The 22,203-nt window shown below is 64.6% G+C and carries 24 protein-coding genes; 10 read left to right on the top strand and 14 right to left on the bottom strand.

Annotation, left to right across the window (positions count from 1 at the left end; all coding sequences use genetic code 11):
• Window positions 1-27 precede the first annotated feature (27 nt).
• The 10 genes from ACP7E3_RS20995 to nrdR all read right to left on the bottom strand — a co-directional run bounded on the left by ACP7E3_RS20995 (window position 28) and on the right by nrdR (window position 7,476).
• Window positions 28-828, bottom strand: coding sequence for a cobalamin-binding protein (locus ACP7E3_RS20995; protein ID WP_426124241.1), 801 nt, complete (start codon window positions 826-828; stop codon window positions 28-30).
• A complete protein-coding gene (locus ACP7E3_RS20990; protein ID WP_026140360.1) occupies window positions 825-1,244 on the bottom strand; it encodes a nuclear fragile X mental retardation-interacting protein 1 in 420 nt (139 codons plus the stop codon). The genes ACP7E3_RS20995 and ACP7E3_RS20990 overlap by 4 nt, the downstream gene beginning before the upstream one ends.
• Window positions 1,241-1,858, bottom strand: coding sequence for a GTP cyclohydrolase II (ribA, locus tag ACP7E3_RS20985; protein WP_017849574.1), 618 nt, complete (start codon window positions 1,856-1,858; stop codon window positions 1,241-1,243). Before ribA ends, ACP7E3_RS20990 begins: the two co-directional genes overlap by 4 nt.
• 142 nt (window positions 1,859-2,000) lie before the next feature.
• Entirely contained in the window at window positions 2,001-2,966 is a 966-nt protein-coding gene (gene thiL, locus ACP7E3_RS20980; RefSeq protein WP_198864490.1) for a thiamine-phosphate kinase, read from the bottom strand.
• A gap of 18 nt (window positions 2,967-2,984) precedes the next feature.
• A complete protein-coding gene (nusB, locus tag ACP7E3_RS20975) occupies window positions 2,985-3,485 on the bottom strand; it encodes a transcription antitermination factor NusB (protein WP_017849576.1) in 501 nt (166 codons plus the stop codon).
• Window positions 3,482-3,958: a 6,7-dimethyl-8-ribityllumazine synthase gene (gene ribH, locus ACP7E3_RS20970; RefSeq protein WP_017849577.1), complete on the bottom strand. Its 477-nt coding sequence runs from the start codon at window positions 3,956-3,958 to the stop codon at window positions 3,482-3,484. The genes nusB and ribH overlap by 4 nt, the downstream gene beginning before the upstream one ends.
• Window positions 3,959-4,046: 88 nt before the next feature.
• Window positions 4,047-5,138, bottom strand: a complete 1,092-nt coding sequence (ribBA, locus tag ACP7E3_RS20965; protein ID WP_046381892.1) for a bifunctional 3,4-dihydroxy-2-butanone-4-phosphate synthase/GTP cyclohydrolase II — start codon at window positions 5,136-5,138, stop codon at window positions 4,047-4,049.
• Between the two features lie 15 nt (window positions 5,139-5,153).
• The gene (locus ACP7E3_RS20960; RefSeq protein WP_017849579.1) at window positions 5,154-5,831 is read right to left on the bottom strand and encodes a riboflavin synthase; all 678 of its coding nucleotides are present in this window, start codon (window positions 5,829-5,831) and stop codon (window positions 5,154-5,156) included.
• Window positions 5,832-5,878: 47 nt separating this feature from the next.
• Window positions 5,879-7,015, bottom strand: coding sequence for a bifunctional diaminohydroxyphosphoribosylaminopyrimidine deaminase/5-amino-6-(5-phosphoribosylamino)uracil reductase RibD (gene ribD / locus ACP7E3_RS20955; RefSeq protein WP_046381891.1), 1,137 nt, complete (start codon window positions 7,013-7,015; stop codon window positions 5,879-5,881).
• Window positions 7,012-7,476 (bottom strand): transcriptional regulator NrdR, encoded by a 465-nt coding sequence (gene nrdR, locus ACP7E3_RS20950; protein WP_026140361.1) that lies wholly within the window; start codon window positions 7,474-7,476, stop codon window positions 7,012-7,014. Before nrdR ends, ribD begins: the two co-directional genes overlap by 4 nt.
• Before the next feature lie 139 nt (window positions 7,477-7,615).
• On the opposite strand from nrdR, the gene ACP7E3_RS20945 reads away from it, so the two are divergent.
• The 3 genes from ACP7E3_RS20945 to trxA are packed head-to-tail and all read left to right on the top strand — an operon-like array spanning window position 7,616 to window position 9,635.
• Window positions 7,616-8,071: a YbaY family lipoprotein gene (locus tag ACP7E3_RS20945; protein WP_017849582.1), complete on the top strand. Its 456-nt coding sequence runs from the start codon at window positions 7,616-7,618 to the stop codon at window positions 8,069-8,071.
• Entirely contained in the window at window positions 8,068-8,730 is a 663-nt protein-coding gene (locus ACP7E3_RS20940; protein ID WP_046381890.1) for a class I SAM-dependent methyltransferase, read from the top strand. The genes ACP7E3_RS20945 and ACP7E3_RS20940 overlap by 4 nt, the downstream gene beginning before the upstream one ends.
• A gap of 32 nt (window positions 8,731-8,762) precedes the next feature.
• Window positions 8,763-9,635 carry a thioredoxin gene (gene trxA, locus ACP7E3_RS20935; RefSeq protein WP_057005478.1) on the top strand — a complete coding sequence of 291 codons (873 nt, stop codon included), beginning with the start codon at window positions 8,763-8,765 and terminating at the stop codon, window positions 9,633-9,635.
• A 101-nt stretch (window positions 9,636-9,736) separates the two neighbouring features.
• Here the strand turns inward: trxA and ACP7E3_RS20930 are convergent, their stop codons facing one another.
• Window positions 9,737-10,087 carry a hypothetical protein gene (locus ACP7E3_RS20930; protein ID WP_046381888.1) on the bottom strand — a complete coding sequence of 117 codons (351 nt, stop codon included), beginning with the start codon at window positions 10,085-10,087 and terminating at the stop codon, window positions 9,737-9,739.
• A gap of 132 nt (window positions 10,088-10,219) precedes the next feature.
• Here ACP7E3_RS20930 and ACP7E3_RS20925 point away from each other — a divergent pair, with 132 nt between their 5' ends.
• The 5 genes from ACP7E3_RS20925 (at window position 10,220) to ACP7E3_RS20905 (ending at window position 14,138) form a co-directional block, all read left to right on the top strand.
• Entirely contained in the window at window positions 10,220-10,825 is a 606-nt protein-coding gene (locus tag ACP7E3_RS20925; RefSeq protein ID WP_046381887.1) for a DUF2796 domain-containing protein, read from the top strand.
• A gap of 6 nt (window positions 10,826-10,831) precedes the next feature.
• A complete protein-coding gene (locus ACP7E3_RS20920; protein ID WP_057005475.1) occupies window positions 10,832-11,542 on the top strand; it encodes an ABC transporter ATP-binding protein in 711 nt (236 codons plus the stop codon).
• Between the two features lies 1 nt (window position 11,543).
• Window positions 11,544-12,809 (top strand): ABC transporter permease, encoded by a 1,266-nt coding sequence (locus ACP7E3_RS20915; RefSeq protein ID WP_026140362.1) that lies wholly within the window; start codon window positions 11,544-11,546, stop codon window positions 12,807-12,809.
• An 11-nt stretch (window positions 12,810-12,820) separates the two neighbouring features.
• The gene (locus tag ACP7E3_RS20910) at window positions 12,821-13,342 is read left to right on the top strand and encodes a DUF3299 domain-containing protein (RefSeq protein WP_169865486.1); all 522 of its coding nucleotides are present in this window, start codon (window positions 12,821-12,823) and stop codon (window positions 13,340-13,342) included.
• Between the two features lie 94 nt (window positions 13,343-13,436).
• Complete coding sequence (locus ACP7E3_RS20905; protein WP_169865484.1) at window positions 13,437-14,138, top strand: OmpW/AlkL family protein; 702 nt, start codon at window positions 13,437-13,439, stop codon at window positions 14,136-14,138.
• A gap of 74 nt (window positions 14,139-14,212) precedes the next feature.
• Here the strand turns inward: ACP7E3_RS20905 and ACP7E3_RS20900 are convergent, their stop codons facing one another.
• Window positions 14,213-15,097 carry a sugar nucleotide-binding protein gene (locus ACP7E3_RS20900; protein ID WP_026140363.1) on the bottom strand — a complete coding sequence of 295 codons (885 nt, stop codon included), beginning with the start codon at window positions 15,095-15,097 and terminating at the stop codon, window positions 14,213-14,215.
• Between the two features lie 166 nt (window positions 15,098-15,263).
• Here ACP7E3_RS20900 and ACP7E3_RS20895 point away from each other — a divergent pair, with 166 nt between their 5' ends.
• Window positions 15,264-19,511, top strand: a complete 4,248-nt coding sequence (locus ACP7E3_RS20895; protein WP_426124232.1) for a DEAD/DEAH box helicase — start codon at window positions 15,264-15,266, stop codon at window positions 19,509-19,511.
• Between the two features lie 164 nt (window positions 19,512-19,675).
• On the opposite strand, the gene ACP7E3_RS20890 is transcribed toward ACP7E3_RS20895, so the two are convergent.
• On the bottom strand, window positions 19,676-20,647 hold the full coding sequence (locus tag ACP7E3_RS20890) for a GlxA family transcriptional regulator (protein ID WP_046482562.1): 972 nt from the start codon (window positions 20,645-20,647) through the stop codon (window positions 19,676-19,678).
• 97 nt (window positions 20,648-20,744) lie between these two features.
• Between ACP7E3_RS20890 and ACP7E3_RS20885 the strand changes: the two genes are divergently transcribed.
• A complete protein-coding gene (locus ACP7E3_RS20885; protein ID WP_057005472.1) occupies window positions 20,745-21,308 on the top strand; it encodes a cysteine hydrolase family protein in 564 nt (187 codons plus the stop codon).
• Between the two features lie 21 nt (window positions 21,309-21,329).
• Here the strand turns inward: ACP7E3_RS20885 and tam are convergent, their stop codons facing one another.
• Window positions 21,330-22,091: a trans-aconitate 2-methyltransferase gene (tam, locus tag ACP7E3_RS20880; RefSeq protein WP_426124230.1), complete on the bottom strand. Its 762-nt coding sequence runs from the start codon at window positions 22,089-22,091 to the stop codon at window positions 21,330-21,332.
• Window positions 22,092-22,203 lie beyond the last annotated feature (112 nt).

The raw sequence follows: 22,203 nt of genomic DNA, 5'->3' as shown, positions 1-22,203 counted from the left end.
AGAAACGTCGGTGTGCCTGCGATTGCGTCAGCGGTTCGGCGCAATCACCTGACACAACCGCGCCAAGGCTTCCAACATCTGCCCGCTCGGCCGTTCCAGCCCCTTGTCCGGAACCAACAGCAAACGCCCCTGCGCCACCGCCGCCAGCTGCGGCCAGGCTTTCCAGGCATCCAACTGCGGTTGATCCGCCGCCAGAATCACCTCGGGGTTGCGCTGCAGCACCGACTCGACGCTGACCTGCGGCGCGGGCAGCGTGAGGTCGTCGAACACATTGCGCGCGCCGCACACACTCAGCGCATCGCTGATGATCTGCCCACCGCCCACGGTGTACAAAGGCGGGCTCCACACTTGGTAAAACACCCGCAAGGGTTCGGCACGCTGATAGCGCTGGCGCAACCCGGCCAGGCGTTGGCGCAACTGCGCAGACAATTGCCGGCCGGCGTCGGCGCGCCCCAGTTGCTCGGCGATGGCCTGGACCTGCTGGGTCAGTTGTTCGAGGTTATGGGGTTCGGCGACGTAGACCGGGATATTCAGGCGCTGCAACTGTTCACGCTGGGCCGGGCCGACGCTGCCGGGCCAGAGCAGGATCAGGTCGGGCTTGAGGCTGAGCAAGCGCTCGATGTTCAATTGCCCATAGCGCCCGACCGACGCGACCTTCGCCAGCGCCGCTGGCCGCTCGCCGCCGTCGAGCACGCCCACCAACAGGTCGGCAGCGCCCAGTTCAACCACGATTTCCGACAGCGACGGCGCCAGGCTGACCACCCGCTCGACCGCCAGGGCCTGGGCAGCGAACGCCAGCAGCAGGAGCGCCAGCCAGCGAGACTTCATCCCAATTGACGCGGGATGCGGTAGAGGTAAAACAACACCAGGGTAGACAACGCCAGCAGGAACAACGGCACCGCTTCCAGGCCGACGAATACCGCCAGCGCACCGATCCAGGCCGGCACGGAGGCAATCAGCAACGCCGTGCGCCGACGGGCGGCGAGGGTGATCCAGGCCGCCGGCTCTTCTGCGGTGTCGAGGGCTTTAGAGGTGGCGATCAACGCATGTTTATAGCCATGAAAATAGCGCAGGCTGAGAAACATCGAGGCCACGCCGGCAATGAAGAACGGCATGGCCAGCACCGGCAACAGCGGTTCGGCCTGAGCGAACACCAGGTTGATCACGAACAATGGCAGCAACGCCAGCGCCAGGTACTGCCACCAATTGAAGGACAGTCGCCGTTTCACCTGGCCTCGAGTCACGCGCGGTCGACCTCGCCCTGGTGCTCGTTGCCCATCATGTGGTCGAGCTTGCTGGCTTTGGTCGCCAGGTAGAGCTTGTTGTGCGGGTTGTGCCCGGTGTGCAGCGGCACGCGCTCGGCGACGGTGATGCCCATCTCGGTCAAGGCTTTGACCTTGCGCGGGTTGTTGGTCATCAGGCGCAGGGATTTCACGCCCAGGTGCTCCAGCATCGGCAGGCAAATGCCGTAGTCACGCTGGTCGGCGGCAAAGCCCAGGCGCTCGTTGGCTTCAACGGTGTCGGCGCCGCCGTCCTGCAACTCGTAGGCGCGGATTTTGTTCAGCAGGCCAATGCCACGACCTTCCTGGCGCAAGTACAGCAAGATGCCGCGGCCTTCATGGGCAATGGCGCGCATCGCCGCTTCCAGTTGCGAACCACAGTCGCAGCGCTGGCTGAACAGCGCGTCGCCGGTCAGGCACTCGGAGTGGATGCGGCCCAGTACCGGCGCGCCATCGGCGATATCGCCCAGGCTGAGCACGACGTGCTCGCGCCCGTTGGCTTCTTCGAGGAAGCCATGCATGGTGAACATGGCAAAAGGGGTAGGCAGCTTGGAAGCAGCGACGAAAACGACGGGCACCGTGTGCTCCTGATTTCAGATTTCACAGAGGCGGGCATTGTAACAGCACGTTCCTACAGACGCTTAAGCTGAATTATCGTTGATAAAGATCAATCGGCTCGATTGGCCTTCGTCTCGGTTCTATGCAGGTCTGAATGCTGACTCAGGGCGTCTCGCGAAAATGTTGATAACCGCGAACGGCCGGGGTGATGTCGCGCCCGTTCGCGTCGAGCAGCGTCACGCCCTGACCCGCCTCGACCCGGCCGATCACATGCACCGGCCAGCCGCCCGCCAGCAATGGTGCCAGCGCGGCCGGTGGCAGGGTGAACACCAACACATAGTCGTCGCCGCCACTCAAGGCCGCCACCCGCGCCGCGTCATCGCCGACAAACGCGAGCAAGGCCTTGGATAACGGCAGTCGCTGGCGCTCGACCAGCAGGCTGACAGCCGATGCCTTGGCGATATGCCCACAATCGGCCAGGAGCCCGTCGGAAATATCCATTGCAGACGTCGCCTTGCCCCGAAGGGCAACGCCCAAGGCCAACTGCGGTTGCGGCGACCAGTAATGCGCCAGCAGCGGGTCGGCGATGCTGGCCTCGGCGCTGCGCTGGCCCAGCACCAACGGCAGCGCTCCCGCCGCGTTGCCCAATTCCCCGCCCACACACAGCAAGTCACCCGGCCGCGCACCGCTGCGGGTCAACGCTTGCCCGGCCGGCACACGGCCGAACACGGTCATGGTCAGGCTCAGCGGCCCGCGCGTGGTGTCGCCGCCGACCAGGCCCACGCGGCAGCTCTGCGCCATGGCGTTCAAACCCTGGGCATAGCGTTGCAGCCAATCGGCATCGACGGCGGGGGTTGTGAGGGCCAGGGTAAACGCGATGGGGTCGGCGCCCATGGCGGCCAGATCGCTCACCGCCACGGCCAGCGAGCGCTGGCCGAGCAGGAACGGATCACAGGGGTCGGCGAAATGCACGCCGGCCACCAAGGTATCGGTGGAGATTGCCAACTGCTCCCCGGCGGGGAGCGCCAGCAAGGCGCAGTCATCGCCGATCCCCAGGGCAATGCCCTCGCCGCCCTGCGCACAAGGCGCGGCGGCGAAGTATTTGCGGATCAGCTCAAACTCGCCCATCGGGAACTCAAGCGCGGATCAGCGCTTGTGTTCCTTCACTTCGGCTTCGCGCAGGCGCGGGGCCAGCTTGTCGAGCACGCCGTTGACGAACTTGTGACCGTCGGTCGAACCGTAGACTTTCGCCAGTTCGATGCCTTCGTTGATCACCACGCGGTACGGCACGTCGACGCGCTTGAGCAGTTCCCAGGTGGACAGGCGCAGTACGGCCAGTTCAACCGGGTCCAGCTCGTCGAGGGTCAGGTCCAGGCACGGTGCCAGCGCGATGTCGATCTCGGTCTTATTGGCCGGGACGCCGTGTAGGATGTCGTGGAAGTAGCTGGCATCGACGTCGCTGAAATCGTTATCGACGCGAAATTGCGCTTCGATTTCGTTCAGCGAGGTTTTCGCCATGTGCCACTGATACAGCGCCTGGGTCGCAAGCTGACGCGCTTCGCGACGCTTGACGCTCTTGGACGGCTTGCCGGCGTCGGCTGGGCGTGGGTCGCGCGGGTTGAAACGATCGCTCTCGTCGGAAATCACTTGGCCTCCAACTGCGCCAGCAGGCTGACCATTTCCAGGGCGGACAGGGCAGCTTCAGCACCTTTGTTACCGGCCTTGGTGCCGGAACGTTCGATGGCTTGTTCGATCGAATCCACGGTCAGCACGCCGAATGCAACCGGTACGCCGAACTCCATGGACACCTGGGCCAGGCCCTTGGTGCATTCGCCAGCCACGTATTCGAAGTGCGGCGTACCGCCACGAATGACCGCGCCCAGGGCGACGATCGCCGCGTATTCACCCCGTTGCGCAACTTTTTGCGCAACCAGTGGAATTTCGAAGGCGCCAGGGGCACGGATGATGGTGATGTCGCTCTCGCTCACACCGTGGCGAACCAGGGCGTCCACGGCACCGCTTACCAGGCTTTCAACCACGAAGCTGTTGAAGCGGCCAACCACCAGGGCGTAGCGGCCTTTGGGGGCGATGAAGGTACCTTCGATGGTCTTCAGGGTCATTCGACAAATCTCTTAAAGAGCCGGGACGCGAAAAGTGCGTCCCTCAGTGATGATTTAACCGCGAACAAGGGGCGAAAATCGCCAGCCTTTATTCGGAGGGCACGTATTCTACAACTTCCAGGTCGAAACCGGATATCGCATTAAATTTCATCGGTGCGCTCATCAGGCGCATTTTGCGCACGCCGAGGTCACGCAAGATCTGCGAACCGGCACCGACGATGCTGTAGGTGGTCGGCGTTTTGACCTGGGTTTGCTCGGCGGACTCACGAATATGCGCGAGCAAGACGTCGCCATCCACCGGGTTGCCCAGCAGCAGCACCACCCCGCTGCCGGCCTCGGACACCGCGGCCATCGCGGCGCGCAGGCTCCAGCGCCCAGGTTGCTTGACCATCAACAGGTCGCGCAGCGGGTCCATGTTATGCACGCGCACCAGGGTCGGTTCGTCGGCGCAGATGGTGCCCAGGGTCAGCGCCATGTGAACGTCGCCTTCCACCGAATCACGGTAGGTCACCAGGTTGAATTGGCCCAGTTCGCTGTCCAGCGGCTGCTCGGCAATCCGCTGAACGGTACGTTCGTGGATCATCCGGTAGTGAATCAGGTCGGCAATCGTGCCGATCTTGAGGTTGTGTTGGGCGGCAAAGGTTTCGAGTTCGCTACGACGGGCCATGGTGCCGTCGTCGTTCATCACTTCGCAGATCACCCCGCTCGGCTCGAAACCGGCCATGCGCGCCAGGTCGCAGGCGGCTTCGGTGTGGCCGGCGCGGGCCAGGGTGCCGCCCGGCTGGGCCATCAGCGGGAAGATGTGGCCCGGGCTGACGATGTCTTCGGCCTTGGCGTCTTTCGCGGCGGCCGCTTGCACGGTGCGCGCACGGTCGGCGGCGGAGATCCCGGTGGTCACGCCGGTGGTGGCCTCGATCGATACGGTGAACTTGGTGCCGAACCCGGAACCGTTGCGCGGCGCCATCAGCGGCAGCTTGAGCAACTCGCAGCGTTCGCGGCTCATGGGCATGCAGATCAACCCACGGGCGTGCTTGGCCATGAAGTTGATGTGCTCCGGCTTGCACGCCTCGGCGGCCATGATGATGTCGCCTTCGTTCTCACGGTCTTCGTCATCCATCAGGATGACCATCTTGCCTTGGCGGATATCTTCAACCAGTTCTTCGATGCTATTGAGCGCCACAGGGCACCCCCTTGGTCAGGATTTCAGGTAGCCGTTAGCGGCCAGAAAACTTTCGGTGATGTTACTGGCAGGCTTTTGTCGAGAGTCAGACTCTGCGGCCTTATCGCCCATAAGCAGGCGCTCCAGGTAACGGGCAAGCAAGTCGACTTCCAGGTTCACCCGGCGACCTGGCTGGTACGACGCCATGATGGTTTCGCTCAGGGTGTGGGGAATGATGGTCAGTGCGAATTCGGCGCCATCCACGGCGTTCACGGTCAGGCTGGTGCCATCGACGGTGATCGAGCCTTTGTGGGCGATGTATTTGGCCAACTCCTTGGGCGCGCGGATGCGGAACTCCACGGCGCGGGCGTTTTCGCTGCGCGCCACTACTTCGCCGACGCCGTCGACATGGCCGCTGACCAGATGACCACCCAGGCGCGTGGTCGGGGTCAGGGCTTTTTCCAGGTTGACCGGGCTGCCGGCCTTGAGGTCGCTCATCGCCGTGCAGTCCAGGGTTTCGCGGCTGACATCGGCGGCAAAGCCGTTGCCCGGCAAGTCGACGACGGTCAGGCACACGCCGCTGACGGCGATGCTGTCGCCCAGCTTGACGTCGCCCAGGTCGAGCTTGCCAGTGTCAACCAGCAGGCGCACGTCGCCGCCCTTGGGGGTCATGGCACGGATGCTGCCGATGGATTCGATAATGCCGGTGAACATGGCCTTCTCCTGGAAAACGGTGCGGGCGTTTGAGCGCCCGGTCAGAATTATACGCTCGCTGCTGGCACAGGGATGGCAGTGACTCGCCAGTCATCGCCCACAGCGCGCATTTCAGTGATCTTGAGTTGGGGCGCGTCGGCCAGTTTCTCAAGCGGCCAGTCCAGCAAAGGCCGGGCTGCGGAGCCGAGGAACTTGCCGGCGACGAAAATCACGTATTCGTCCACCAGGCCCTGCTGGGCGAACGCGCCCGCCAGGCTTGGCCCGGCTTCCACCAGCACGTCGTTGACGCCACGGGCCGCCAACGCCACCAGCGCCGAGCGCAGGTCGACCTGGCCATCGACACCGGGCACCACCAGGCACTCGGGGCCACGGGGGAACTGGTTTTCCGCAGTGACACAGGTGATGACCAGCGCCGGGCCGGCCTTGAAGAACGGCGCATTGAGCGGCACCCGCAGGCGGCCGTCGATCAATACGCGCAGCGGCGGACGCGACATGGCCAGCGCGGTGGTTTCTGCGTCCAGGCCGAGTTCGGCGGCGCGCACGGTCAGGCGCGCACCATCGGCCAGCACGGTGTCGGCGCCGGTCAGCACTACGCTGGCCTCGGCGCGCAGGCGCTGCACGGCGGCGCGGGCGGCGGGGCCGGTGATCCATTGGCTCTCGCCGCTGGCCATCGCGGTGCGGCCGTCCAGGCTCATCGCCAGCTTGACCCGCACAAACGGCAGGCCGTGTTCCATGCGCTTGAGGAAACCTTTATTGAGCGCCCGCGCTTCCACTTCGAGCACACCGCTGCGCACTTCGATGCCGGCCTGGGCCAAGCGCTGCATACCGCGCCCGGCGACGTCCGGGTTGGGGTCCTGCATCGCCGCGACCACCCGCGCCACCCCGGCACTCACCAGCGCATCGGCGCACGGCGGGGTATGGCCGTAATGGCTGCAGGGTTCCAGGGTGACATAGGCCGTGGCGCCGCGGGCTTTGTCAGCGGCCGCGCGCAAGGCATGCACTTCCGCATGGGGCTCGCCGGTACGTACATGCCAACCTTCGCCGACGATCTGCCCATCGCGCACAATCACACACCCCACACGCGGGTTGGGATGGGTGGTGTACAGGCCGTTGCGCGCCAGTTCGAGGGCGCGGGCCATGTAATGGGCGTCGAGGATGGCCTGTTCAGCAGACGGTGGGTTCATTTTTTGATCGGCTCACGGGCCAGGCGGTCGATCTCTTCGCGGAACTCATTGAGGTCCTGGAAACGTCGATACACCGAAGCGAAACGGATATAGGCGACTTCGTCGAGCTTTTGCAGCTCGCCCATCACCAGCTCTCCAACCACCAGGGACTTGACCTCGCGCTCGCCGGTCGCGCGCAACTTGTGCTTGATATGCGCCAGCGCCGCCTCCAGCCGCTCGACACTCACCGGGCGTTTTTCCAGGGCGCGCTGCATACCGGCGCGTAATTTGTCTTCGTCGAAAGGCTGGCGGCTGCCGTCGGATTTGATCAGGCGCGGCAATACCAGTTCGGCGGTTTCGAAGGTGGTGAAACGTTCACCGCAGGCCAGGCATTCGCGCCGGCGACGCACTTGATCGCCCTCGGCGACCAGACGCGAGTCAATGACCTTGGTGTCGTTGGCACCGCAGAAGGGACAGTGCATGGTGGCAGGCAACAAAAAAAGGGAGGGCCATGGTAGCGCATCCCCGTGGCAAGACAAGCCATAGCCTTTACGGTATATAGGCTGACGATTATGTTTCCTGTTTTTTAAGCCACGGATTTTGTCCTTTCTGGAGCCGTACATGCAGTTACGACCACTCGTTTTACTCACCTTGTTCGGTTTTCTGGTCGCCTGCAGCAGCGAAGCCCCAAAACCTTCGACGCCGCAGCCTCAGCCGGCGCAAGAGAAAAAAGTCCCCGGCATCGAAGACCTCGGCCCGCTGCCGGCCTACCAGCGTGAGATCAACGGCAGCCTGACCAACGTGCCCGCCGGCGCCGAAGTCGAAATGGCGCTGTTGGTGATCGACGACCGCAGCCGCCCGCAACAACTGCTCGCCAGCAGCGTGCTGAGCGGCAACGGCAAGCCCCTGGCCTTCCGCCTACGCTTCAGCCCCGACGCGTTCCCGGCCGGTGCGCGGGTCGAACTGCGCGGGCGCGCCAGCCAGTCCGGCCAACTGATCCTGCACCTGCCCGCAGTACGCATCACCCAGGCCATCACCCAGACCACCGGCCCCCTGCAACTCGTCAAGGCACCATGACGCCACCGCTCGACCTGCAACGGGCGCTGAGCGCCCTGATCGGCGACGCACAGCTGGTGCCCTGCCCGTTGCCGGGCACCGACCTGGCGTTGTGGCTGCTCGACGCCGACAACATGGACCGCGCCTTCAGCCCCGAAGAAACCCGGCGCATCCTGCATGAGCCGCCCTACTGGAGTTTTTGCTGGGCCAGCGGCCTGGCACTCGCACGCTACCTGGCGGCGAACCCGGAATGGGTCGCGGGCAAGCGCGTGCTGGATTTCGGCGCCGGCTCCGGCGTCGCCGGGATTGCCGCCGCCAAGGCCGGCGCGCTGGAAGTGGTGGCCTGCGACCTGGACCCACTGGCATTGGCGTCCTGCCGTGCGAATGCCGAACTCAACGGGGTTGAACTGGGCTATTCGGCGGATTTTTTCGCCGAGGCCGACCGCTTCGACCTGATCCTGGTGGCCGACGTGCTCTACGACCGCGCCAACCTGCCGCTGCTCGACCAGTTCCTCACGCGCGGACGTGAAGCACTGGTGGCGGACTCGCGGGTGCGGGACTTTCAGCATCCGGATTATCAGCGCCTGGCGATACTCGATGCCCTGACATTGCCGGACTTGGCCGAGCCTTGGGAGTTTCGCAAGGTGAGCCTGTACCATTCGCGGCGCCAGCCCTTATAGTTGCCCCATTCCCGCTTTATTCGAGACGCCCCATGAGTGAGCCCACGCCGTATATCTTCGACGCCACCACCGCCACGTTCGACCAGGCGGTGATCCAGAACTCCTTCGAAAAGCCCGTGCTCGTGGACTTCTGGGCCGAGTGGTGCGCGCCGTGCAAGGCGTTGATGCCGATGCTGGCGAAGATCGCCGAGAGTTATCAGGGCCAATTGCTGCTGGCCAAGGTCGATTGCGAGGCCGAGCAGGACATCGTTGCGCGCTTTGGTATTCGCAACCTGCCGACGGTGGTGCTGTTCAAGGACGGCCAACCGGTGGACGGGTTTGCCGGGGCGCAGCCGGAGTCGGCGGTGCGGGCGATGCTCGAACCTCACGTGCAGATGCCGCCGCCGGCTGCGGCGGACCCGCTGGAGCAGGCTCAGGCGCTGTTTGCCGAGGGCCGTATCAGTGAAGCCGAAGCCGTGCTGGTCGCGCTGCTGGGCGAAGACAACAGCAACGCCGGCGCGCTGATTCTGTACGCGCGCTGCCTGGCCGAACGCGGTGAATTGGGCGAAGCCCAGGCCGTTCTCGACGCCGTCAAGAGCGACGAGCACAAGGCCGCCCTCGCTGGCGCCAAGGCGCAAATCACCTTCCTGCGCCAGGCCGCCGACCTGCCCGACCCCGCCGACCTGAAAAGCCGCCTGGCGCAAAACCCGCAGGACGACGAAGCGGCCTATCAGTTGGCCATTCAGCAACTGGCACGCCAGCAGTACGATGCCGCGCTGGAAGGCTTGCTCAAACTGTTCATCCGCAACCGCAGCTACAGCGAAGGCTTACCGCACAAGACCTTGCTGCAGGTGTTCGAACTGCTGGGCAACGATCACCCGCTGGTGACCGCGTACCGCCGCAAGCTGTTCGCCGCGCTGTACTAATCGCCCTGTAGGAGCGAGCTTGCTCGCGAAAAACTCAAGGACACCGCATTCATTCAGGATGGGCGCGTTGTGGTTGACGCTCTTCGCAAGCAAGCTCGCTCCTACAACGGGTCAATCCAGGTATAGAGCGGCGTATCACCGCCGCTGCTGACCTTGACCTGGCCGCTATGGCGCAGGCGCACCAGCAGGCGCTTGCCCGCCGCGGCGTCGCCGGCCAGTCCTTCCAGTTGATCGAGCAATTCCAGCCCGTTGAGCTGGCCGGCGGCGCGCAACAGGTCCTGGGCGTTCTGCCACAGGTCATCGTTCTGCTTGACCGCAACGGCCGGCGCAGCGGTGGCGCTGGGCACCGGCGTCGTCTGCAACTGCGCGCGCAGGCGTGCCCAATCAGCGTCATCCAGCTCCAGGGTCAAGTCCACCGGCAGGTCGCCGACAGTTCCACGAATCCGCAACATCGTCCCTACTCCTGCATTTTTTCCGACGGGCATGCTCCCATGCGGCTTGCGCAACGCCAAGCGGACGGTCAAACTCTCGACACTATTGTTATAAGATCACATAACATAAATTTCATGTTCTGGAGCTTCCCCATGCGCCGTCTGCTGCTTGCTTTGCCGTTTGCCCTGCTGCCACTGGCTATCGCCCACGCCGCTGACGAGCATGATCATGAGCATGCCAGTCTGGGAGCCCATGAACACGGGGTCGGCCGTCTCAACGCAGTGCTCGACGGCCAGGCCCTGGAGCTTGAGCTGGACAGCCCGGCGATGAACCTGGTGGGGTTCGAACACCCGGCCACCAGCGCCGCCGACAAAGCCAAGGTCGCCGCCGTGCGCAAACAGCTGGAAAACCCAGCCGCCCTGTTCAACCTGCCCAAGGCCGCCGGTTGCGTGGTCAGCACCCAGGAACTCAACAGCCCGCTGTTCGGCGACAAGCCCGAAGCCGAGCATGATGACGACGATGACGACCACGCCACCGCCGACAAAGACGCGGCCGCCCACGAGCACCATCACGACCACAGCGAAATCCACGCCCACTACCAGTTCACCTGCGCCACGCCGACGGCCTTGAGCAACCTCGACCTGAGCCAGGTGTTCAAGACCTTCCCCGCCACCCAGAAAATTCAGGTACAACTGATCGGCCCGAGCGGCCAGCAAGGTGTGGAAGCGACGGTCACAGCAGCCACCCTGAAGTTCTGAGTAGCCATGAGCCACGCATTGATCGAACTGTCCGACCTGGGCTTCAACTGGCCCGGACACCCGCCGTTGCTGGACATCCCCGCGTTCCGCCTGGAACCGGGGGAGACCTTGTTTCTCAAGGGCCCCAGCGGCAGTGGCAAGACCACCCTGCTCGGCCTGCTGGGCGGCGTGCAGACACCCGGCCGAGGCAGCATCCGTCTGCTCGGCCAGGAACTGACCGACCTCTCGGCCGGTGCCCGCGACCGTTTTCGCGTCGACCATACCGGCTACATCTTCCAGCAGTTCAACCTGCTGCCGTTCCTGTCGGTGCGCGAAAACGTCGAGTTGCCGTGCCACTTTTCCAAGCTGCGCGCGCAGCGGGCCAAGCAGCGCCACGGCAGTGTCGACCAGGCCGCCGCGGCGTTGCTGGCGCACCTGGGGTTGAAGGACAGCGCCCTGCTGGAGCGCCGCGCCGACTCGCTGTCGATCGGCCAGCAACAACGGGTGGCCGCCGCCCGTGCGCTGATCGGCCAGCCGGAGCTGGTGATCGCCGACGAACCCACCTCGGCGCTGGACTACGACGCCCGCGAAGCCTTCCTGCAACTGTTGTTCGCCGAATGCCGCGAGGCCGGCGCCAGCCTGTTGTTTGTCAGCCATGACCAGAGCCTGGCCCCGCTGTTCGACCGTCACCTGTCGCTGGCCGAACTCAATCGCGCCGCCACGCCCGCAGAGGTTTGAGATGTATCTGTTCCGTCTAGCCATGGCCAGCCTGGCTAACCGCCGCTTTACCGCGATCCTCACCGCCTTCGCCATCGCCCTCTCGGTGTGCCTGCTGCTGGCGGTGGAGCGGGTGCGCGTTGAAGCGCGCAACAGTTTCGCCAGCACCATCAGCGGCACCGACCTGATCGTCGGCGCGCGTTCCGGCTCGGTCAACCTGCTGCTGTATTCGGTGTTCCGCATCGGCAACGCCACCAACAATATCCGTTGGGACAGCTACGAACACTTCGCCGCCAACCCGCAGGTGAAATGGGCGATTCCGATCTCCCTCGGCGACTCCCATCGCGGCTACCGGGTGATGGGCACCAACGAATCCTATTTCGAGCACTACCAGTACGGCCGCAAGCAACACCTCGAACTGGCCAGCGGCCGCGCCTTCGCCACCGATCCGTTCGAAGTGGTACTCGGCGCCGAAGTGGCCGAAGCGCTGCACTACAAGCTCGGCGATCAGTTGGTGCTGGCCCATGGCGTGGCGGTGGTGAGCCTGGTCAAGCACGATGACAAACCGTTCACCGTGGTCGGCATCCTCAAGCGCACCGGCACCCCGGTGGACCGCACACTGCATATCAGCCTCGGCGGCATGGAGGCGATCCATATCGACTGGCACAACGGCGTGCCGGCCCAGGGCAAAGGCCGCATCAGTGCCGATCAGGCGCGCAACATGGACCTGACCCCGCAGGCGATCACCGCCTTCATGCTCGGCTTGAACAACAAGATCTCCACCTTCGCCCTGCAACGCGAGATCAATGAATTCCGTGGCGAACCAATGCTGGCGATCCTGCCCGGCGTGGCGCTGCAAGAGCTGTGGAGCATGATGGGCACCGCCGAAAAAGCGCTGTTCGTGATCTCGCTGTTCGTGGTGCTGACCGGTTTGATCGGCATGCTCACCGCGATCCTCACCAGCCTCAACGAGCGCCGTCGCGAAATGGCGATCCTGCGTTCGGTGGGCGCGCGGCCGTGGCATATCGCGACGTTGCTGATCTTCGAAGCCTTCGCCCTGGCGCTGTCCGGTGTGATCGCCGGCGTGGGTCTGCTGTACGTGTGCATCGCCGCTTCACGCGGGTACCTGCAGGCCAACTACGGCCTGGACCTGCCGATGGCCTGGCCCAGCGAGTATGAATGGAGCTTGCTCGCCGGTATCCTCGCGGCGGCGCTGTTGATGGGCAGCGTGCCGGCGTGGCGGGCCTATCGACAATCCTTGGCCGATGGCCTGTCCATACGTTTATGAGGAAGGCTTCGATGCGTCGTGCCCTGTTTGCCCTGTTGTTGCTGCTGGCCGCGCCCGCCTGGGCGGAGGATCAGCCCAAGGATTTGTCCTGGCAGGAAATGATCCCGGCGGACGCGCCGCCGGAAATCCCCAATATGAAACCGCTGCACGACCTGTCGAAAATGGCCGATGCGTTGTCGGTGGAGGCCGCGCCAGCGGCCAAGCAGGACTTGCCCAACGCACCGGTGGTGCCAAGCCTCGACGGCCGGCATATCCGCCTGCCGGGCTATATCGTGCCGCTGGAAGTCAGTGAAGAAGGCCGTACCACCGAGTTCCTGTTGGTGCCGTATTTCGGCGCGTGCATTCACGTACCGCCACCGCCGTCGAACCAGATCGTGCATGTGAAAAGCGAAGTCGGCGTGAAGCTCGACGAGCTGTATCAGCCGTATTGGATCGAAGGCGTGATGCAGGTCAAACCGTCCGCCAGTGAGCTGGCCGACGCCGGCTATCAGATGGATGCCGAGAAGATTTACGTCTACGAATTGCCGGAATAGCGCTTATCACCCATTCATTGAGCTGCGTCAAAAGACCGAACGGAACGATCTTTACCATTGGATGTACAACCTTTAAACGTCCTCTGGAGCTCCCATGAACAATAAGTCTCTGCTCGGCGCGTCACTCTTCGCGCTCGCCCTCGCCGCCCCCGTTGCCCACGCTTACGAGGCCGGTGACATCCTGATTCGTGCCGGTGCGATTACCGTGAACCCGAACACAGACAGCGGTAACGTCAAAGTTGACCAGGGCCCATCGACCGGCGCCAACCTGGGCGGCAAGGCGACCTTGAGCAGCGACACGCAACTGGGTCTGAACTTCGCCTACATGTTCAGCAGCCACTGGGGTATCGAGCTGCTGGCGGCCACCCCGTTCTCGCATGACGTGAAACTCAAGGGCACTTCCGTAGGCGCAGCCAACGGTAAGCTCGGCTCCCTGAAACAACTGCCGCCAACCCTGAGCGTCGTGTACTACCCGCTGGACAGCGCGTCGAAGTTCCAACCGTATGTAGGTGCCGGTATCAACTACACCTGGATCTATGACGAGAGCCTCAGCGGCACCGCGAAACAAAACGGTTTCAGCAACTTCAAGGCTGATAACTCCTGGGGCTGGGCCGCGCAGATCGGCGCCGACTACATGATCAACGACAAATGGATGATCAACGGCCAGGTACGTTATATCGACATCAGCACCACGGCCACCGTGGACAACAACGCCCTGGGCCAAGGCACCCGCGCCAAGGTCAATGTGGACGTTGATCCGCTGGTTGTCATGATCGGTGCTGGCTACAAGTTCTAAGCGATATTTAACAAACACCGCAAAACCAATGTGGGAGGGGGCTTGCCCCCTCCCACATTTTGCTTTGGGGTGTTTCAGCTACGGCGGTAGAACCGATCCAGCAACGCCGGCAACCCTGCTCGCCACGCCCGCGGCTTGATGCCGAAGGTGTGGAGGATTTTCTTGCAGGCCAGCACCGCGTGTTGTGGTTCTTCACCGGCATCCGGCCGAGCCGCATGGGCCTGGGCGGTGGGGGCTTCGATCACCAGCGCACGGAAACTGCGCGCTTCGGTGAGGATCGCCTGGCCCAGCGCCAACGGCGTGGTCGCCTCGTGACCGGCGTAGTGATAAGTGCCCCACAGCGGCGCCGCGCAGTCGAGTTGCTTGAGCACGGAGATGATCACCCGCGCCGCATCGTCCACCGGCGTCGGATTGCCGCGACGGTCATCTGCCATCAGCAGTTCTTCAGTCTGCTCGGCCCGCGCCAGGAAACGCCCGAGGGTGCCGTCGACACTGTCATCCAGCAGCCAGCCAAAGCGCAGCAACACATGCTGCGGGCAGGTGGCGCGCACGCTCTGTTCGATACGCCACAACGCCTGGCCGCGCAGGCCCAGGGGCACCGGCTCGTCCTTTTCGCTGTAGGCAGTGGCGCGGGAGCCATCGAACACGCGGTAGCTGGACGGTTGCAGCAAGGTGATGCTGTGGTGCTGACACAGTTCGGCCAGGCGTTCGATCGCCGACTCCTGGGCGGCCAGACGGCTTTCGCTGACCGTTTCGGCCTGGAACCAATCGAAATAGTAGGCGAGGTTGATCAACGCATCGGGACGGGTGTCGTCGAGCAATTGGGTAAGGCTCGCGGCATCCCAGCCGTCTTGGGGCGGTTTGGGGGCGAGGAAACCGATGTCTTCCTCTGCACCGAGGCGAATCAGCGCCTGCCCGAGGGCATTCCCGCCGCCCAACAACATAAGGCGCATTCGCATAGATTGAGCTGGCCCGGTCTGTTTGGAACGATGGCTAGTATCGACAGGCGTTTGAGCCTTGCCGTGGGTATTTGCCAGAATCGTTGCATTTTGCGGGTTTGTAGCGCAACCGTCACGGACAAAGTGCGGGCTTGCAACTTGGCCCGGGCGGTTGCATATAGGGATCATGAACCTTCCTGAAACAACCAATACGGTCTTGAACGGCTTTCACCCCGCCGTCAGCGCCTGGTTCCGCAGCACCTTCCCCTCGGTGACCCACGCCCAGGCCCAGGCGTGGCCGCTGATCCGCCAGCGCCGCTCGACGCTGATCGCCGCGCCCACCGGCTCCGGCAAGACGCTGACGGCCTTCCTCGCGGTGCTCGATGACCTGGTTCATCAAGGCCTGGCCAACGGCGGGCAACTGCCGGATGAAACCCAGGTGGTGTATGTGTCGCCGCTCAAGGCGCTGTCCAACGACATCCAGATCAACCTGCAAACCCCGCTGACCGGGATCACCGCGCATTTACAGCAGTTGGGCCTGCCACCGCTGGCGATCCGCACCGCCGTGCGTACCGGCGACACGCCGCAAAAAGACCGCGTGCTGATGCGCAAGCGTGCGCCGCATATTCTGGTGACCACGCCGGAATCGCTCTACGTGCTGCTGGGCTCGGACTCCGGCCGGCAGATGCTCGCCAGCACGCGCACGGTGATCGTCGATGAGATCCATGCGATCGCGGCGAGCAAACGCGGCAGTCACCTGGCCCTGAGCCTCGAACGCCTGCAAGGCTTGTGCGCCGAGCCGTTGATACGCATCGGTCTGTCGGCCACGCAAAAACCCATCGAGGCGGTGTCGCGTTTTCTGGTGGGCACGGCACGTCCGTGCGCAATCGTCGACATCGGCCATGCGCGCCCGCGTGACCTGGATATCGAAGTGCCGCCGGTGCCGCTGTCAGCGGTAATGGCCAACGACGTGTGGGAATTGGTCTACGACCGCCTCGCCGCCCTCGCCCGCGAACACCGCACCACGCTGATTTTCGTCAACACCCGGCGCCTGGCCGAACGCCTGGCGCGGCATTTGAGCGAGCGCCTGGGCAAGTCCGCCGTGGCCGCGCACCACGGCAGCCTGGCCAAGGAGTTGCGCCTGGACGCCGAACAACGGCTCAAGGCTGGCGCGCTGCAAGTGCTGATCGCCACCGCATCCCTGGAACTGGGGATCGATATCGGCGAGGTCGACCTGGTGTGCCAGATCGGCTCGCCCGGTTCCATCAATGGGTTTCTGCAAAGAGTCGGTCGCTCCGGGCACCAGGTCGGCGGCACGCCCAAGGGGCGCCTGTTCGCCACCACCCGCGATGACCTGATCGAATGCGCCGCCCTGCTCGACTGCGTGCGCCGGGGCGAGTTGGACACCCTGCACATCCCGGTCGCGCCGCTGGACGTGCTGGCCCAGCAAATCGTCGCCGAAGTCAGCGCACGGGAATGGCCGGAACAGGCGCTGCTCGAACTTATCCACCGCGCCGCGCCCTATGCCGAGCTGGATGAACGCCATTACCAGGCGCTGGTGCAGATGCTCTGCGACGGCTACAACGGCCGCCAGGGCATCCGCAGCGCCTACCTGCACCGCGACGCCGTGACCGGCACCCTGCGCGGCCGTCGGGGCGCCAGGCTGACCGCCGTGACCAGCGGCGGCACCATCCCCGACAACGCCGACTACAGCGTGTTGCTCGAGCCTCAGGGCCTGAACATCGGCAGCGTCAACGAAGACTTCGCGGTGGAAAGCATCGCCGGGGATGTCTTCCAGCTCGGTAATACGTCCTACCGGATCTTGCGGGTCGAAGCCGGCAAGGTGCGGGTCGAGGACGCCCATGGCCAGCCGCCGACCATCCCGTTCTGGCTCGGCGAAGCGCCGGGGCGCAGCCGCGAACTGTCGGCGGCGGTCGCGCGTTTGCAGGGCCAGTTGGACGAACTGCTCGGCGCCACGCCCGGCGATCTGCAGCCCACCCTCGCCTGGCTCACCGACACCCTGGGCCTGAACCGCGCCAGCGCCGAGCAGATCGTGGATTACCTGGCCCGCGCGCGCCTGGCGCTCAGCGCGTTGCCGTCCCAGGACACGCTGATCATGGAGCGGTTTTTCGACGAGTCCGGCGGCACCCAACTGATCATCCACACGCCGTTCGGCAGCCGTATCAACCGCGCCTGGGGCCTGGCGCTGCGCAAGCGTTTCTGCCGCACCTTCAACTTCGAACTGCAAGCGGCGGCCAGCGAGAATGCGATCGTGCTGTCGCTGTCCACCAGCCACAGTTTCGCGCTGGATGAGGTGTGGCGTTATCTCAACAGCCAGACCGCCGAGCACCTGCTGATCCAGGCCGTGCTCGACGCGCCGTTGTTCGGCGTGCGCTGGCGCTGGAACGCCGGGGTGGCCCTGGCGTTGCCGCGTTTTACCGGCGGGCGCAAGGTGGCGCCGCAGATCCAGCGGATGAAAAGCGAAGACCTGATCGCCAGCGTGTTTCCCGACCAGATCGCGTGCCTGGAAAACCTCGCCGGCGAGCGCGAAGTACCCGACCACCCGCTGGTCGAACAAACCCTGGATGACTGCCTGCACGAAGCGATGGACAGCGACGCCTGGCTGGCCCTGTTGCGGCGCATCGAGCGCGGCGAGGTACGCCTGATCAGCCGCGACCTGCCGGCGCCCTCGCCCATGGCCGCGGAAATTCTCAGCGCGCGGCCCTACACCTTTCTCGACGACGCGCCGCTGGAAGAACGCCGCACCCAGGCCGTGCTCAACCGGCGCTGGAGCGACCCGCAGAGCACCGACGACCTTGGCGCGCTGGACGCCGACGCCATCGCCGGCGTGCGCGAAGAGGCCTGGCCGGCGCCCCATGGCCTGGATGAAATGCATGAAGCGTTGATGAGCCTGGCGTGCATCGTCGACAGCGAGGTCACGCCGCAATGGCGGCAGTGGTTGCAAACGCTGGCCAAGGGCGGACGCGCCTGTCATCTGCCCCAAGGCCAGTGGGTGGCGGTGGAACGCCTGAGTTGCTTGCGGGCGATTTACCCCAACGACTTGCCGCTGTTGCCCGGCTTCGATGAGCCCTGGACCTTCGATGACGCGCTGGTGGAAGTGCTGCGCGCGCGCCTCGGGGGGTTCGGCCCGCTGAGCCTGATCGAAATCGCCGCGCCCCTTGGGCTGCCGGTGACCGACATCGCCCAGGCCCTGGCCCGCCTGGAGCAGGAAGGCTATGTGTTGCGCGGGCGTTTCAGCCCCGGCGCCCGCGAGGAACAATGGTGCGAACGGCACCTGCTGGCGCGGATTCATCGCTACACGGTCAAGCGCCTGCGCCGGGAAATCGAGCCTGTGGCGTTGCAGGACTTCATGCGCTTTCTGTTCGATTGGCAGCACCTGTCCGACGGTACGCGTGGCCAGGGCAGCGCGATGTTGCCGCAGATCGTCGCCCAGTTCGAAGGCTACGCGGCGGCCACCTCGGCCTGGGACAGTGACTTGCTCAGCGCGCGGCTCAAGGATTACACATCAACCTGGCTCGACGACCTGTGCCGCAGCGGCAAGCTGGTGTGGACACGCCTGAGCAACAAGCCCGGCGCCACCGCCCTGCGCAGCACGCCCGTGGTGCTGCTGCCGCGCAGCCAGGTGCCGTTGTGGAGCGGGCTGACCGAACAGACCGACAGCACGACGTTGTCGCCCAAGGCGCAGAAAGTCCACCAGACCCTGCGCGAGCACGGCGCGTTGTTTTTCGATGAGCTGGCCCACGAAGCCCATCTGCTGCGCAGCGAGCTGGAAACGGCGCTGCAGGAGCTGGTCGGTGCCGGCCTGGTGAACGCCGACAGTTTCGCCGGGCTGCGTGCACTGACCACGCCCGCGAGTAAACGCCAGGCGCGCAGCAGCCGGCGCGGGCGCGGTGCATTTGTCGGCGGCATGGACGATGCCGGGCGCTGGGCGCTGATCCGGCGCCCGTCGACCGCCGCCGGCCCGCACTCGGCCGAAACCCTGGAGCATGTGGCGATGACCTTGCTGCGCCGCTACGGCGTGGTGTTCTGGCGACTGCTGGAGCGCGAGGCGGATTGGCTGCCAAGCTGGCGCGAACTGTTGCGCACCTTTCACCGCCTGGAGGCACGCGGGGAGATTCGCGGCGGGCGGTTCGTCAGCGGGTTGGCGGGCGAGCAGTTCGCCTTGCCGGAAGCGATCCCGCTGCTGCGTGAGGTGCGGCGGCGGGCCCATGATGGAAGCCTGATCGCGGTGTGCGGGGCTGATCCGCTGAACCTGGTGGGCACGCTGCTACCGGGCAGCAAGGTGCCGGCGGTGAGTGGTAACCGGATTGTGTATCGCGATGGGTTGCCGGCGGCGGTGATGGTCGGCGGCAAACAGCAACTGTTGGTGGAGGGGGATCAGCGGGCGGTGTTGGAGAAGTTGATCAGGCATTGAGCCGGGTGACTTTGAAGGCCTCATCGGGGGCAAGCCCCCTCCCACATTTGATTGTGTTCACAGATCAACGTGTGGGAGGGGGCTTGCCCCCGATGAGGCCAGAACATCATCAGGCCTATAGGAAGCTGACGAGGCGAGCGAGGGCGGTGACGACGAAGCATTCTTCACACACCAAACCGGCTGCGATACTCGCTGGGCGCCAGGCCGGTGATTTTCTTGAAGGTGGCGCGAAACGCGCTGGGGTCCTGATAGCCCACGGTCCAGGCGATATGGTCGATGGTGCCGTTGGTGAACTCGAGCATTTGCCGGGCTTTGCCCACTCGCAGGTGCTGGCAGTATTCGGTGGGTTTCAAACCCGTCGCGCCGCGAAAGCGCCGCAGGAACGTGCGTTCTTCGAGGCCGGCCTCCTGCGCCATCGCCGCCACCGAGACATCCACCGCGCCACTGGCTTGCAACCAGTGCTGCACTTTCAGGATCGCGCCGTCGCCATGCCCGAGAATCGGCGCAAAGTTGCTGCCGCACTGGCTGGCGCTGTCGCTGTGTTCGATCACCAGAAAGCGCGCCGTGTCCGCCGCAACGCTCGGCCCCATGAGGCGGTCGACCAGACGCAGGCCCAGTTCGGACCACGCCATCAGCCCGGCGGTGGTGATCAGGTCGCCGTCATCGACGATCGGTTTATCCGCTTCCAGACGCACCGCGGGGTAATGCTCTGCGAACGTACTGGCGGAAGACCAATGGGTGGTGGCGCTGCGCCCGTCCAGCAAACCACTGCGCGCCAGCATGATCGAGCCGATGCACACGCCACCGAGCACGGTGCCCGCCGCGTGTTGTTGGCGTAGCCATTGCAACAACGCGGGTGGCGTCTGTTGCTCGGTGAATTCGCCAATCGACGGTGGTACCAGCACGGCCATCAGCGGTTGGCCGGGGCCGGGATGGCTGGCGAATACGCGCGCGGGCGTACCATCTGCCGCCACCTGCCAATGGCTGACCCGCAGCAGCGGCAATTGCGCGGATTGGTGCGCGGCGGCGATCCGGTTGGCCACCCCGAACAGATCGGTCAGGCCATGCACCGCCGCCAGTTGCGCGCCCTGATAGATCAACACACCCAACTCGATGATCGAGCGTTCCACGGCCATTGTCAGTTTTCCCCCTGTTATTGTCGGTGCAGCCAATCCCCGGTCGGTGCGCCAGCTAAGATACTGGCGCCCATCAACCCATCACGAGGCAACACACATGGCCAAGCAAGCGCTCATCCTAATCGATATCCAGAACGACTACTTCCCCCAAGGCAAGTGGCCGCTCGACGGCGTGGAAGCCGCGGCAGACAAGGCCGCGCAGGCGCTGCAGGCATTTCGCCAGGCGGGCGATGCGGTGATTCATGTGCGCCATGAGTTCACCTCGGAAGATGCGCCGTTCTTCACCCCAGGCTCCGAAGGCGCGCATCTGCACCCCAAGGTGCTGAACGAAGGCAGTGAGCCGGTGGTGCTTAAACATTTCGTGAATGCGTTTCGCGAAACCCAGCTGCGCACCGTGCTGGAACAACGCAGCATCACTGACCTGGTGGTGGTCGGCAGCATGAGCCATATGTGCATCGACGCCGTGGTACGGGCGGCGGCGGACCTCGGTTACAAGGTCACCGTGCTCCATGACGCCTGCGCCACGCGGGATCAGGAGTTCAACGGGCAAGTGATTCCGGCGGCGCAGGTGCATGGGGCGTATATGGCGTCGTTGGCATTTGGGTATGCGAGCGTGGTGTCGACGCAGGAATACTTGCAGGCGCAAGCGGCGGCGGCCTGACCGCCACGTGCGGGCGTGGGGCTAGCGGGTTGCGATGATGAACAGGCGCGGGAAAGGCAGCAGCACGGTGCCATCAGCCAGGGCCGGATAAGCCTGGGTAATTCGCGCCTGATAGTCCTGTAGGAAGGCGGCTTTTTCGTCGTCACTCAACGGTGCGAGGAACGGCCGCAATGCCGAGGCCTTGAACCACTCCACCACAGCCGCGTGATCCGCCAGCGGGTGCAGGTAGGTGGTGCGCCACACATCGACGGCGCTGCAGTGTTTGCTCAGCAGTTCGTAGTAATAGCTCGCCGTGTGCCGTTCATTGTGTTTGACCGCGCCGATCCTGGCGGACCATGGGCCATCGGCGGCGACTTCACGCGCCAGCCGATGGGCGGGCTCGTCGAGGTTGTCCGGGGTTTGCACCGCCAGGGTTCCGCCGGAGGTCAACTGGCTGACCAGGTGCGGGTAAAGCGTGGCGTGGTCCGGCAGCCATTGCAGGGAAGCATTCGCCAGGATCACATCGAACGGTTGCGCCGGGCTCCAGGCGCCGATATCCGCCCGTTCGAAGTTCAGCGTCGGCAGGCGCTTGCGGGCGTCGGCCAGCATGTCGTCGGAGCTGTCCATGCCGGTGACGCGAGCCTGCGGAAAACGCTCGGCCAACACTTGCGTGGAATTACCGGGGTCGCAGCCCAGGTCGACGGCGGTTTGCACCGCGGTATTGGGAATGGCCGCGACCAGATCACGGACGGGGCGTGTGCGCTGTTGTTCGAACAGCGTGTATTGCTTGGCGGACCAGGTCATCGCGGCGTTCCTTGTGTTTAAAGGTTGGCCACAGCCTAAATCGTGTGAGCCGCGAGAACAAACGCCAGGGATCACCTTACCATCGGAAGATGCCAACGCCCTTACGCAGCGC

The sequence above is a fragment of the Pseudomonas sp. PSPC2-3 genome (genome assembly GCF_049898265.1).
Lineage (GTDB): Bacteria > Pseudomonadota > Gammaproteobacteria > Pseudomonadales > Pseudomonadaceae > Aquipseudomonas > Aquipseudomonas veronii.
This window is presented reverse-complemented; position numbering and strand designations above follow the sequence as displayed.